At 39.2% G+C, this 14,218-nt stretch carries 12 protein-coding genes; 10 read left to right on the top strand and 2 right to left on the bottom strand.

Annotation, left to right across the window (positions count from 1 at the left end; all coding sequences use genetic code 11):
• Window positions 1–22 precede the first annotated feature (22 nt).
• The 10 genes from asnB to ET33_RS34440 all read left to right on the top strand — a co-directional run bounded on the left by asnB (window position 23) and on the right by ET33_RS34440 (window position 13,025).
• Window positions 23–1,882: an asparagine synthase (glutamine-hydrolyzing) gene (asnB, locus tag ET33_RS34485; protein ID WP_036693407.1), complete on the top strand. Its 1,860-nt coding sequence runs from the start codon at window positions 23–25 to the stop codon at window positions 1,880–1,882.
• 15 nt (window positions 1,883–1,897) lie between these two features.
• On the top strand, window positions 1,898–2,929 hold the full coding sequence (locus ET33_RS34480) for a hypothetical protein (protein WP_036693404.1): 1,032 nt from the start codon (window positions 1,898–1,900) through the stop codon (window positions 2,927–2,929).
• Between the two features lie 22 nt (window positions 2,930–2,951).
• On the top strand, window positions 2,952–3,200 hold the full coding sequence (locus ET33_RS34475) for an acyl carrier protein (protein ID WP_235206898.1): 249 nt from the start codon (window positions 2,952–2,954) through the stop codon (window positions 3,198–3,200).
• Window positions 3,190–4,194 carry an LLM class flavin-dependent oxidoreductase gene (locus tag ET33_RS34470; RefSeq protein ID WP_051776051.1) on the top strand — a complete coding sequence of 335 codons (1,005 nt, stop codon included), beginning with the start codon at window positions 3,190–3,192 and terminating at the stop codon, window positions 4,192–4,194. Before ET33_RS34475 ends, ET33_RS34470 begins: the two co-directional genes overlap by 11 nt.
• 34 nt (window positions 4,195–4,228) lie before the next feature.
• Entirely contained in the window at window positions 4,229–4,804 is a 576-nt protein-coding gene (locus ET33_RS34465; RefSeq protein ID WP_036693398.1) for a hypothetical protein, read from the top strand.
• Between the two features lie 62 nt (window positions 4,805–4,866).
• Window positions 4,867–6,627 carry an ABC transporter ATP-binding protein gene (locus ET33_RS34460; protein WP_036693395.1) on the top strand — a complete coding sequence of 587 codons (1,761 nt, stop codon included), beginning with the start codon at window positions 4,867–4,869 and terminating at the stop codon, window positions 6,625–6,627.
• Window positions 6,628–6,644: 17 nt separating this feature from the next.
• The gene (locus tag ET33_RS34455; protein WP_235206897.1) at window positions 6,645–8,609 is read left to right on the top strand and encodes an ABC transporter ATP-binding protein; all 1,965 of its coding nucleotides are present in this window, start codon (window positions 6,645–6,647) and stop codon (window positions 8,607–8,609) included.
• 76 nt (window positions 8,610–8,685) lie between these two features.
• The gene (locus ET33_RS34450; protein ID WP_161783594.1) at window positions 8,686–10,476 is read left to right on the top strand and encodes a non-ribosomal peptide synthetase; all 1,791 of its coding nucleotides are present in this window, start codon (window positions 8,686–8,688) and stop codon (window positions 10,474–10,476) included.
• 45 nt (window positions 10,477–10,521) lie between these two features.
• Entirely contained in the window at window positions 10,522–11,475 is a 954-nt protein-coding gene (locus ET33_RS34445; RefSeq protein WP_036693386.1) for an LLM class flavin-dependent oxidoreductase, read from the top strand.
• Between the two features lie 563 nt (window positions 11,476–12,038).
• Window positions 12,039–13,025 carry a hypothetical protein gene (locus tag ET33_RS34440; protein WP_036693384.1) on the top strand — a complete coding sequence of 329 codons (987 nt, stop codon included), beginning with the start codon at window positions 12,039–12,041 and terminating at the stop codon, window positions 13,023–13,025.
• A gap of 400 nt (window positions 13,026–13,425) precedes the next feature.
• Here the strand turns inward: ET33_RS34440 and ET33_RS40360 are convergent, their stop codons facing one another.
• On the bottom strand, window positions 13,426–13,704 hold the full coding sequence (locus tag ET33_RS40360; protein WP_152570753.1) for a transposase: 279 nt from the start codon (window positions 13,702–13,704) through the stop codon (window positions 13,426–13,428).
• On the bottom strand, window positions 13,677–13,898 hold the full coding sequence (locus ET33_RS40785) for a transposase (protein ID WP_161783593.1): 222 nt from the start codon (window positions 13,896–13,898) through the stop codon (window positions 13,677–13,679). Before ET33_RS40785 ends, ET33_RS40360 begins: the two co-directional genes overlap by 28 nt.
• Window positions 13,899–14,218 lie beyond the last annotated feature (320 nt).

The raw sequence follows: 14,218 nt of genomic DNA, 5'->3' as shown, positions 1-14,218 counted from the left end.
GTTAAAGGATGTGGTATAGGCTATGTGTGGAATTTCGGGTATTTTTGATATGCGGGATGTAGGCCGGATCAACAAAAACATCATCACAGATATGATTGGAAAGCTAAACCATCGAGGACCCGATGGAGCCGATTTTTATCAAGACGAACAAGTTTCACTAGGTTTCGCCAGGTTAAGCATTATAGATTTGGAAACAGGCATGCAGCCAATTTATAACGAAGACAAATCGAAGGTATTAATTTGTAACGGGGAAATTTTCAATTATCTGGAACTACGGCAAGGCTTGATCCGCCGAGGACATGTATTTAGCACAAATTCTGATGTTGAAGTTATCATTCATTTGTATGAAGAGTACGGTAAAGACTTCATTCATCAGTTAAATGGACAGTTTGCTTTTGTTATCTATGATAAGAATAAGAAATCATTGTTTTGTGCCAGAGACCATTTGGGCATTGCACCCTTCTTCTACACGGTAGAAGAAGGATTTTTTATTTTCGCATCTGAAATTAAAGCCATTTTGGAACATCCTATCGTTAAACGTAAGATTGATTTGGTTGGATTGGATCAAATACTCACGTTTCCTGGAGTTATTGCACCACGCACCTTTTTCGAAAATATTTGGAGTCTGGAAAATGGGCATTTCATTGAAATTAAAGACAGTCGATTGAGAAAGGTAGAGTATTGGGATCTGATTTATCCTAAAATCGGTGAAATCGAATATATCCAGAGCGAAGACTACTACATCGGAAAACTGGATGATTTGCTGACAAAATCAGTGGAATATCGCTTAATGTCGGATGTCCCTCTAGCTTTCTATGTTAGTGGAGGCTTGGATTCATCCATTATAGCGTCTAAAATTAATACAATTAATCCTGCTATTAAGCATTCATTCTCCATTGCGTTTACGGATAAGAGCATTTCAGAGTCCAATTATCAACAGATGATGGCAAAACATATTCAATCTAAACACACGGAAGCATTATTTTCGCCAACAGATATTTCAACCAGACTGTTTCAAGCTATTCGGCACTCCGAAAGCGCATTAAAGGAAACCTACAATACAGCATCACTTGTCCTGTCCGAAGCCGTTAAAAAAAACCGCATAAAAGTAGTGTTAAGCGGCGAAGGGGCTGACGAGTTATTTGCCGGCTATGTTGGATATCGCTTTGACCGAATGAGAAATCAAAGTAACACCACCTCGGATAGCCATGAGGAGAACAGGCTTAGAAGTTGTCTTTGGGGGGATGAGAGCTTCATCTATGAAAAACAATATCATAAATTTGAGGCGATTAAGCGAGAATTATATTCCCAAGAAATTAATGAGATGTATGATGAGATCAATTGTTTGAATCACCCTGTAATTAATAAGGAACGGATTCGCAACGTCGATTTGGTCCATAAGCGTTCATATGTGGATTACAAACTGCGTTTGCCCGAGCATTTATTAGCAGATCACGGAGATAGAATGTGCTTTGCAAATTCCGTTGAAGGAAGATACCCTTTCCTGGATAAAAATATTGTTGATTTTGTTAGATTCATTCCTCCCAATTTGAAACTAAAGATGTTTGAAGAAAAGTATATCCTAAAACAAATAGCCAAAAAGGGGGTTCCCAACGAGATAATCAAGCGCCCAAAATACACCTTTGTTGCGCCGGGTAGTCCGGATCTACTGAGGCAAGATGTAGCGTTTATTCATGACTTGTTATCCTACGACACCATAAAAAAACAAGGCATTTTTAATCCGGACACGATCGAAAAACTAAAAAAACAATACCTGCAGCCAGACTTTAAGTTAAACCTACCTTATGATATCGATATGCTTATTGTACCTTTAACACTAGGAGTGTTTTTGGAAGAGTTTAAAATGGCCGGACTACATTAAAGGGGGTGAAATCGATTGAAAGTACTCAAAGTTAAGCCATACAACGACCTTTGGTTTGATTGCATAAACAATAATATTATTGGGATATTAGCTGCGTACGAACCAAGTTTCACTAGACTGCCAACCTTCTACAATGGAACATACTCCATTAACGTAAAAGCCGAAGACGTCCAGGCAGACACCAATGACCTCAGTCCGCATATTGACGTTCTTTTCGAGTGGCCAGATTTAACTCGCATATTCGAAGAGAAACAAGTTGAAGTTTCCGCAGATCATAGTATCGTAGAGGTCGTACGCAGATTTATCGATGATAATTATTATGTGTTTATGTATATTGACCGGTACTACTTTCCTGATACTCCAAACTATAATAAAGAATCGTTTATTCACCCTACATTAATCTATGGGTATACTAATAATAACTTCAAATTGCTAGAAGACTGTGTCAAAGTTGGAAACATGGACTACTATGAGATCGAAAATTCGATGTTTACGCAAGCCTTCTTATCATCGTTAAGGAAAGCAGGTACTACGATTGTTCACTGTATCCGTTTGAAAGAGGAATGGCCTACATGGGACATGAACATAAGCAGGGATCTGGCTATCACATTGTTACAAAATGTACTGCATACCCAAGAAATGTCCGAGTCCAGCGGCACGACTATTCAAGGGATTGGCGCATTAGCAAAGTATGCGGAACTGTTCGAACGAGAAAGCAAACATATTGCAGTCCACCCGGACAAGTTTATGTGGTTTTATCAACAATTAAGAAGAGGCATCGTTCTTCAAAAACGAAATATATTAATTCTTCAAAATCTTCACGAACAAGGAATACTAAACGCTGATTCGTACCATATACTTTCGAAAATGTATCAAGAACATCAAGATTGTTGGACCTTTGTTACGAATAAAATTGGGTTTATTATGTACAAAAATATTGAAAAGAAATCTAACGGCAAATTACAAGAATTGAAAGAGCTTGTGCTGGATTTATATAAAAGAGAGCATAAATTACTTACCGTTTTCATTAATCACATTCATGGATAATATGGAGGCTACCAAGTTGACAATGGAAATAGCAAGCACTATTCAAAAAATATTGAAAGAGCAGTTTAATTTAGTGATTGATATGGAAGATAGGTTAATGGACATTGGCATTAATTCTATGGATTACATCAAGCTAATTATTGCGTTGGAAGTCGAGTTTGGCTTTGAATTTGATGACGATGTATTGGTTACTGAACAATTAAACACTGGAAGTGATTTTGCAACGATGATCTCCAGCATGATCGAGAAAGGGAAAATACATGAAATTTGATTTTGACCTATATTGCAATGTTTCCAATTTCAATGTCGGAAATTCTTCAGAATACATTAAAGAGCTGCTTGACGTTATTTCCACTGCCGAACAATACCGGTATAAGGGAGCATTGTTCCATTTTAATCATCTAATGCTTGACCCGTTTATTGTAGCGTCACTTGTCTTGCAAAATACAACTAACTTCCAACCGATTATCGCGGCGCTGCCCAATTATATGAATCCCGTTGCCGCTGTTAAGAAAATGCAAAGTATTTATGCTATCTATGGAAAAACAGTTAACTTCAATATGATTACCGGGGCTGCCAAAAACGAGTTGGAGCAGTTGTCAGACCATATTGGTCATAGCGAACGTTACAGGCGTTTGGAAGAGTATATTGAAGTGGTGAAGCTATTACTGAGATCGGAAGAGCCGGTCAATTTCAGCGGGTCATATTACAACTATAATCGGCTTAACTTGGGTCCGGCACTACCGAAGCGTTATTGGCCTGAAATCTATATTGCAGGCTCATCGGAAGCTTCCATTAATGTGGGTCAAAAGTTAGCAGATGTACTTATAACCCATCCGGGGCCTGTACAGTACTATAAGGAACATTATGTAGATAAAATAAGCAATCCTGTAATTAAGAAAGGAATTGAAATTGGCATTATCACCAGAGAGACAAGCGTAGAAGCATGGGATGTCGCTAACTGCTTATATCCCCAAAATTTCATCGGAGTACTGCATACGAAGATGAAGCTGATGTCCCAGTCAAGTTGGTTAAGACAGATGGCCGAATTAGGAGTAGCTTCCGAAACGCATGATGGTGTTTTCTGGCTGGGAGCATTCATAAGTGGGTTGGCGCATAATCCTATTTTAGTCGGTAGTTATGATGAGGTAGCGGCTTATATGAGGGAATACCTAAAGCTTGGCGTCAACGTAATTATACTTACTGATTTAAGGTCACCCTTTGAATTCGAGCATGTTGACCAGGTGTTAAAGCAAGTTAGGTAATCGGTTATGCAGCTTTATTACACAGGAGGTAACTATGACCAATGAAGGAAATGACAAGCGCCCCAAACCCCCATATCCTACGTTTGTTCAGGTAAAAACGGAAGCGGACAATAAACTCTTTGAAGATATTTATTCCGTAGTTAAGGCAGCTTACGGCTCAACATTTGTTTCCGAAGTATCAAAAAACCGGATCCGGTTTTTGATGAAAGATGACAGAAATGTAGGGATAGGAACATTCGAAATGCTGCCTTATCAACCTGAAGTGGAAACAAATATTGAATTATATTACCCATTCTCAACGCATCCAGCTGTGTTAGCGATCAGAGAAAACGCTCATGTGTTTGAAATTGGAAAACTAGCATTTGTTGAAGATAAACGCAATATTGGGCTAATTTCCAGTTTTGTTGATTTTATTTTCAAGATTGCAAAACAGCACCATATTGACTATTTTATATGTGCTATGAACATAGAGATTTATCGTTTTCTAGTGTTCAAGCATAAAATCGTCATGAAAAAGCTAGATAAGAAACTTGATTTTGGGGAGTTCGGTACTTATCCTGTTATTATTGACATCCAAGAATCGTTGAAAAGAGCTGCGGATACCGTGTAATAGCCAATGGCATCCCTTCCGTAAAACAGTTATTACGTAGAATAAGGGCTGGTGAAGTTATTATGTCTTTTTTATATAAGCTCCGTTGGTTTTTCAAACAGCGGTGGATGCAGTATTTGATTGGCACCTCTTTACTTAGTATTGCTAATCTTCTTTTTCTTATTCCTCCAAAATTTATCGGAGATATGATAGATGAGATTAGAAGCGGAACATTCACTGCAGAAACCCTTTATCAAAAAGTAAGTTTTTTATCAACACTTTCCATAGGTCTTTATTTCATGATCTTTTGCTATTTTTCTTTGCTGCTCGGAAGTGCCATTGTATTGGAGAAACAGTTAAAAACACGTTTGTTTACTCATTTGACTAAAATGACACCAAATTTCTATCAGCGCAATCGTATCGGGGATTTAATGGCCATTTCCACTAATGATGTCTCTGCAATTTCAAGCACTGCAGGAAGCGGGATCATCTCTATGATTTTCACCTTCGTAGGGACTTCGATCGTGCTGGTAGCTATGATTGTATTGATTGATTACAGACTGGTGCTTGTAACATTAATCCCTTTGCCCTTCCTCACTTCTATTGTTGGCCGTTTAGGAGAAACCTTGAGGGCTCGGATTTTGATCGCTCAACAATCTTTCGGCAATATGAATAATCATGCTTTCGAATCGATTTCAGGTTTACGGGTTATACGATCGTTCGTCCAAGAGAAAAAGGACATTCAAGCGTTTGATCTTATCACTGCCGATGTTATGAAAAAAAATAGTAGGGTTGCGTTTACAAGGGCGCTAATTCAACCTGTCACGTCAACGATTATCGGTTTTTGTTATGCAATTGCCATTGGCTATGGCTCCTACCTAGTCTTTCATAATCAGATCAGTCTGGGCCAGTTAGTAACGTTCAACATCTATCTGGGTTTAATTATTTGGCCACTAGTGAACTTCGGTGAGTTTATCAATATGATTAAACGCGGAAGTGCCTCCGTAGAGCGAGTAGATTCAATTCTTGAACAATTGCCTGAAGTGATGGATGCAGCTAACTTGGTATCTATAGAACTGCCGACTAGCATCGAAATGAAGAACCTCAACTTTCGTTATCCCGGGGCGATGAACGAAAGTTTGCGGCAAATCTCTTTTCATCTCGAAAGAGGACAAACGTTAGGAATAGTCGGTCGGACAGGCAGCGGCAAAAGCACTCTGCTCAAGCAGTTATTGAGGCAATACCCGATCGAATCGGATAAACTTTTTATTGCGGGCACTCCTATTGAAAAAATCGCTCTGGAAGAGATGAGTGCTTGGATAGGATACGTGCCGCAGGATTATATGCTCATATCCAAAAGCATAAAAAACAATATTATTTTAGGCAAACCCGATGCAAAGACCGAAGAAATACAGCGGGTCATTGACTTGACTTGCTTAAAAGAAGATATTGATCAAATGAAGGACGGATGGGATACAATCATCGGCGAAGGAGGCATCATGCTTTCTGGTGGTCAGAAGCAGAGAACCGCAATTGCAAGAGCACTCTTAGTCAATCCGGAAATTCTGATTCTAGATGATGTGTTGTCCGCAGTCGATGCGAAAACGGAAAACCATATCTTGCACAATATTAGAAAAGAGCGGCGGGAAAAGACTACCTTAATTGCAACGCATCGATTATCGGCCGTTAATCATGCTGACTGGATCCTTGTTTTGGACAACGGGGAGATTATTGAAGAGGGGACCCATGAACAGTTATTGTATCGCAACGGTTGGTATAAACAACAGTACGATCGACAGAAATTAGAGGTCGAAACATTACATGATGGGAAGGAATCAATTTAATGAGCAAGAGGCCCTCAGTGGTTAAAAGGCTATTCGGTTATGTTCTACTTTTCCGGAAAAAAGTTGCTTTGGCCGTTATTATATTGCTGCTTTCAATTGTTACTCAACTAATCGGCCCCTATATTATAAAAGTAATCATAGACCAACATATTAACGCGAGTACGCAATTGCATTGGTACCAGACAGAATTAAATGGGGTTCCCGATGGAACTTCTGCGACGAGCTTTCAGAATAAGGCATACATCAGGGCGGATTGGGTTAACCCCGGACAAATACGGCCCGAATGGCCTAAATATTATATCAAAACGGTGAATGATCATGTTTATCTCACTTCACCTGATTCGAAGGACGTGGAGCTTTCGTCAAGTGATGTCTTTTTCTTTTATGAGCATGATGCCCTACCTGTAGTATTGCTTATTGGTCTGTATATTATAGTGCTTATTATGTCCGGGTATTTAGCTTTTCTTAAGGACTACCTCATGCAGTCTGCCGCGTTAGAAATTATACGGAAAATGCGTATGGATTTAATAAAGCAGGTTCATCGGTTGCCGGTGAGTTATTTTGATTCCACACCAATCGGTCAAATCGTGACAAGAATTTCAAATGATATTGAATCCATAAAAGAGTTTTTCTTAAGTTTTATGTCCAATTTCGTGGTTAATGGTGTTAATTTAATTGGTATTTATGTGCTTTTATTTATTTTGGATGTTAAACTTGCTGCTGTTTGCCTGCTTTTGATTCCTTTATTCTTTTTTCTTATGAGTCTGCATCTTAAATATTCCAAGGGTTACTTTCAAGTCATGAGGGCGCGATTAAGCGATATGAATGCCATGCTAAGTGAAACGATGCAGGTTATGCCCATCTTCAAAGCGTTTCGACGCGAGCAAGCGGTGATCGAGGAATTTGAGGAGTTGAACCGGGAACGGTTTGATAATCAAATCAAGCAATTGCGCGTATCCAATATATTATCTCAAAACATATCTAATTTTGTAGGCGCATTATGCGTCGTTGCCGTGATGTGGTATTTCGGTGATATGTCTCTGCGTTCGGCAATCTCCTTCGGTGTGCTTTATGCTTTTATTGACTACCTTGGCAGGCTTTTTGCACCAATCAACGGCATTTTCCAACAGTTGTCACAAGTTCAACCGGCGTTCATAGCGGCGGAGGGAGTATTTTCTTTACTCGATATAGAGGGTACGGATATTGCGGCTGTCAACGAAGTCAATAGACCCGAAGGTCATGTAAAATTCAGTAACGTTACTTTTGCCTATAAGAAAGACGAATATGTTTTGAAAAACATCTCATTCGAAGCAAAAAAGGGAGAAACGATTGCCATTGTAGGCCATACGGGCTCAGGAAAAAGCTCAATTATGAGCTTACTCATGGGTTTTTACGAGCCTACATCAGGATTAATTACAATTGATGGTCAAGATATTACAACAATATCCAAACAAGCTTTACGAAAATATATGGGCATCGTGCAACAAGACCCAGTTCTATTTGCTGGCGATATTAAATTTAATGTGAGTTTATATAATGAAGAGATTGATCTTGAAAAGGTAAAGTACGCTATTCGGGAGGTTGGTGCAGAAGAGTTAGTACTTCGGCTGCCAAATGGTTACGATGAAGAAGTCATTGAACGAGGCACTACCTTATCGTCCGGGCAAAGACAGTTAATTTCCTTTGCCAGAGCTTTAGCTTTCAACCCTGCTATCATGATTTTAGATGAAGCAACGTCTAGCATTGATACTGAGACCGAAATGCTAGTTCAAAAAGCATTGAAAGTACTGGTTAAAGATAGAACAACTTTCATTATTGCTCATCGGCTCTCTACCATCCGCCAAGCCGATCATATCTTGGTATTACATCAAGGTGAGATTGTTGAAAGTGGCAATCACGATGAGTTAATGAGTATGAAAGGCAAGTATTATACGATGGTACAGCTTCAAAACGAGCGTGCAGTTGAAGAAGCAATGACGTAACTGTCTACGTAACAGTCTCTGTATAGAAGAGGAGTTGTAAGCAGGAAAAGTAATTAAACCTAGGGAGATGAGTCTTGTGTTATTGAATACCATTCAAGCCCGATTGCAAGCATCCTTTGTCGAACATAGTACTAGATGTGCTATCGAGTACAAAAACAGTAAGATTACTTACAAAGAACTGGAAGAAAAGGCTGAAGCAATAGCGTATACTTTATTATCTCATGGTGTACAAAAAGAAGAATTCGTTGGGATTTATACGAAAGATAAGGTGCAGCACATCATATCGATAATAGCCACATTGAAGGCAGGCTGTGTCTTTGTTCCATTAGATCCGACGTATCCTGTCGAAAGAACCAAAGCAATGATTGCGGCAACAGAAACGAAATATGTATTGACTGATGATGGAACACTTGATCTATTCGAGGAAGAGATCGTAAAAGAGATTCAAGCCATAGTTATAAATCCTAAAATAAACGAGCAGGTTGATGCCAATGGTAAATCGGATATATTGTTCGATCCCAATGACAAAATTTATATATTCTTCACATCGGGTACTACCGGAACGCCGAAAGCCATTATTGGCAGGAATGAAAGCCTAGTACACTTTATTGATTGGGAAATCGCTGAGTTTCAAATTAACCGGGATTGCAGGGTTAGCCAATTCACGGGAGTTTGCCATGACCCCGTGCTGAGAGATATTTTTGTACCGTTATTTGCCGGGGGAACGATCTGCATTCCTGAAAATAAAGAAATTATGTTAGAAAGCAACAGCTTAATGGAATGGATCGAAGTTTCTCAAATCACATTAATTCATTGCACCCCAAGTTTATTCAGATTAATAAATGGCAAAACGCTGTCAAGCGATAGTTTTTCGAGTCTACAATACGTTATGCTAGCTGGCGAACGAATACTGCCTAAGACGCTTATTAGCTGGTATGAAGTTATGGGTGAACGTGTTCAATTAGTCAGTTTATATGGGCCTACGGAAACTACTTTGGCAAAAGTATTTTATCGAATTGCGGCCAGGGACGTCCATCGAATGAATATTCCATTAGGCAAAGCGATTCCGGGTTCAAAAGTGGCTATTTTAGACGATAACCTGCAGTTTAGCGTTCAAGGGGTAACGGGCCAGATTTATATTCGGACGCCCTACAGGACCCTGGGTTATTTTAACAATGAAGAATTGCAGAATGAAAAGTTTATACCCAATCCGTTTAACAATCAGCCTGATGATTTAATGTACTGCACCGGGGATCTTGGACGGATGCTAGAGGATGGAAGTATTGAGTTTATGGGTAGAAAGGATCGTCAAATCAAGCTGAGAGGATTTCGAGTCGAGCTTAATGAGCTGGAAAACGTTCTTTTGCTTCATGAAAAGGTAAAAGAGTCAGCTGTTATTGCAAAAAGCAACGATCAAGACAGTCTGCATCTTTGCGCTTACATTGTTATCGATTCCTATAGTCATATTTCCGAATCAAACGAGCAGACATCCCGAGAAATTCGGCAGTTTCTCTCCCTTCGGCTACCAGATTACATGGTGCCTCAATACATTATGCTAATTGATAAGCTGCCTATGAACGCGAATGGCAAGGTTGATTATAAGGCTCTCCCGGACCCGGAACAGCAGCAGTATATCGCGCCGATCGATGACATTGAGCGGAAGTTAGCTGAAATATGGATTGAAATTTTGGGTATCAAACAAGTAGGCCGAAAGGATCGTTTTTTAGAAAGCGGTGGCCACTCTTTAAATGTGATTTCATTAGTATATAGAGTGCATGAAGAATATAACGTTGAATTGCCGCTGGCTGAAGTATTCCGAAATATTACGTTAGAAGAGCTGGCAAATTACGTTAGAGACGCAAGTTGATTTAAATTGAGAAAAAATAAAAGATCGTGGAGAGGAGAATTGTTCTTGATCCGTACCTATTGGCAAATTCCGCATGATACGGTTGAAGATAAAAATGCAATCCAGCAATCTAACACGTTTTTGAGTACGCTTGAGGCAAATCATGTCAAGGGTTCCTTGGTATATTTCCACCATACCTCATTGGATCCTTGGGTTATCGCCACAGCTATAATACAACATACGAAACATCATATTCCTTTGATCGCTGTGCAGCCCTATACGATGCTGCCTTCTACTGTAGCTACGATGATACATTCGATTTATCATATTTATCACCGAAAAGTAAATCTTAATTTTATTACCGGCAACTCCCTACAAGACTTGCAAGAGGTAGGGAATAAATTGGACAAGAATGAGCGGTATGAACGGCTGGCGGAATTTGCACAGATAGTACGTTTATTGCTTAGTTCAAATGAACCACTTACTTTTAAAGGCAAGTATTACGAATACGCAGAGTTCAGGCACTTAAATGCAGTGCCCAGTGAGATGATTCCTGAATTTTTTGTCCCTACGCAATCAGGCTCCGTCGAAGCTATCAAAGTGATCGCTCAAGTTGCGGATGTGGCGGTTACTATCCCAAGGTGCTTATCCCAATTGAAAGCAAATTTTATAGATAGGCTGAAGCCTCATTCGCTTAGGCTGTGTGTAAAACTTCAAATTGTAACAAGGCCTACCTATGAGGAGGCGGTTGCTGCTGCCAAATCTCACGAACGATATAATTTCAGAATGTCCCAGATCGCCAAAGCCCAAGAAAAAAAATCTTGGCAATTTGCGATTGAGGAAAATGACGTTTATTTCCCTTCTGTTGGTCCGTTTGGTCCAACGATACTAGGGAGCTATGATCAAGTTAGATCTTATTTATCAAAATATTTTGAGATGGGCGTAAGTAACTTCATAATATCGAATATGAATGACGAAGAGCTCCCTCACATAAACGAGGTATTTCATAAACTGAAATAATTTCTATCCTTTTCATCAGTTTAAGGACTTGCACAGGTAATCCTGGATCTATTGTGGGACATTCTCACCATTTGTCTTAATACGTTGTTTTTGTGAAAAGCATTCTATTTACTTTATCTTTTGGTTCAAATTCACCCGATAACTTTACCCTTCGAATTGCCGTAACCAAAGTAGAAGCCCTATCCTTTTAGGAGGAGGACTGACCGATTTTTATATAAACCAAGGATTTCTGGGCATAAAAAATTGACTTCACCCCAGCTATAAAACCCAAAGGAGTGAAGTCAATTTGTATATTCTACAAGAATGTCTGTTTTCCAGTGGTTAACTATGGAAATGCAATCTTTATTCGTGTCTTTATACAAAGGAATAAATAATACCATTTTCAAATGAATATATCTTGTAAATTCTAGTTCAATCCCCATTAACGTGATCTGACAAAAAATCGCTGAATATACAATTCTCTATATCAGCATCTGAATCTTTTAGACTTTCAACATTGAAATCTAAAGAATAAGTAGAAAACAGGTGAAAACAATACTTAATAGTGGGAGAGAATTTAATATATGTCAGAGAAAGTATTACCTATTTGCATTCCACCTATCAAAGGATACCAATTTTTTGCATATCCATTATCCGTTATTTGTACATCCGAAGATTATTCACCTTGGTTATATAGTCATTTTATTCAATTATTTTGTAACCCTAATGACATTTTAGTGTCATTCTACGAACCTTATGCGTGGTATACAACAAATCCATGGTTTGAATTTGATAAAATAAATCATAAATCTATTACTTCTTTTGGGATAGATTTGAATGAAATAATAATTGACTATATTGATCAGGGATATTATGTTCTCGCCATAGTTGATGAATTCTATGTACCAAAAAGGGAAGCATTTCAGACCTTTCATTTAGAACATGATATCTTAATATTTGGCTATAATCGTTCAAATAAGACATATAATACGATTGGTTATGACAATAAGGGGGTTTTTGGTCAGTCTCTTACCAGTTTTAATGATTTTGAAAAAGCATTTTTTAATATTAAGAACAACTTTATTTTGCCTTATACTTTAAAAAATAACTTTCATTATGATTTTTCTGTAGCTACTATTAAAGAAGCATTTATTGACTATTTGTATTCTAAAAACACTTCATCTAGATTACTGCAATTGGACGAAAGACATTATTTTTCTGATCACGTGTTTGGATTAGATACATATGATCATCTAATTAGATATTTTAAATTACTGTTAGAAAAACGAGTTAAGTACGATATCCGCTCAATACATTTTCTAAGTGAGCACAAAAATTGCATGTTATCTCGCATTGAATATCTAGGAAGACATGGATATCTAAAAGATAGTCATAAGTTTTTTGAAGAATTTAATATTATTAATAACAATATAAAAATTTCAAAAAATTTGCAAATGAAGTATCTATTCACAAAAAAAGAAAGTGCTATTCAGAGGATTACCAATATACTCCAAGAAACAGCTATGATTGAAAGGTCATTATTTGAAGAAATGATAACTAAATTAAGCTAATATCCAAGGGCAACATTTTTAACGATTTTGATTTATAGTAGACTCTCGGAAGTCTGAGGGGGGATGGTTAGAGGAGAATTAACCGGAGAGATTTCGCTCGTTCCCTGCGTTGTTTTCGAGTTCCAGACTACCGTCCTTCATAAAGGGCATCAGCTTCTCCTACTGGCCCAAGCTGTAGTGGATGGCTTGAGCCAAGAGGCTTTTCGGCATCGTCTGGAACCTCTGCTGACGCAACAGGGCATAGTAGCCATCCAAACCAGTTGGCTTGCTCCTTACGCGCATCCAGTCGTTCCTCAGGCTTGGTTTCTTTTAGCTTTTACTCGATCGCAAACAGATGGTTGCACCACGCCAATCCTTGCGTCGCTACGCTGTGCGGATTGTTCCTAGTACATTGACCGAATCAAATTACAGGATACAAATGTTTTAATTTTCCTCTGGCCTGCTCGGTGGTGAAATGCCAGTGCACTGATTTTTGAGCTTGATTGCGATCCGCTTCCCAAGCCGTTGCTTCTCGCTGTAATTGTTCTATGGAGTTGATTCGGCGGTGCAGGCATTGCACCGTCAAGGCGCTCAGTTCGATTTCAGCGATGTTCAGCCAACTCACATGCTTAGGGGTGTAGTGGATCTCAAGACGTTTGGCCAAGGACAGCGCTAAATCGGGAGTGAACGTTTCATACAACGACGAATCGTATGGGTGTTCAAATTATCCATGACGAGCCTAACGCGCTTCGCCTTGGGATAATGAACCTCAAGAATCTCGCGAACTTGTTCCGCCCAATCGGATTTGGTCCGTCGTTCACTCACTCGGACATGGCGCCACCCGGCTAACGGTTCGGTAAACAAGAACAGACTGCAACTACCTTTTCGCAACATACTCATAATCTTCCCGGCATACCTTCCCGGGCTTCATCGGTTCTGGCGGACGCGAATGATCCAACAATTGGACGGGCTGCTCATCCATGCAGTTGAGCGGATTTTCAGGATCGTAGGGGAGCGCATAGGTCTCCAGAATGTCCTCCATCCGCGCGACAAATCACTGCTGGATTTGGCCGGAATACACCATTGTTTCTTTAGATGAGGCTTAAGTTTCGTTTTTTAACGTCGTGCGAATCGTCTCTCGACGGAATCCAGAATATTCAGTTCGATCACCCGGCGAGTCAACAGACGTATGGTCCAGCGCGCATAACCTTGAG

The sequence above is a fragment of the Paenibacillus tyrphae genome, assembly GCF_000722545.1.
Classification (GTDB): Bacteria; Bacillota; Bacilli; order Paenibacillales; family NBRC-103111; genus Paenibacillus_G; species Paenibacillus_G tyrfis.
Note: the sequence above shows the minus strand (reverse complement) of the source record. Positions and strands in the feature narration are given on the sequence as shown.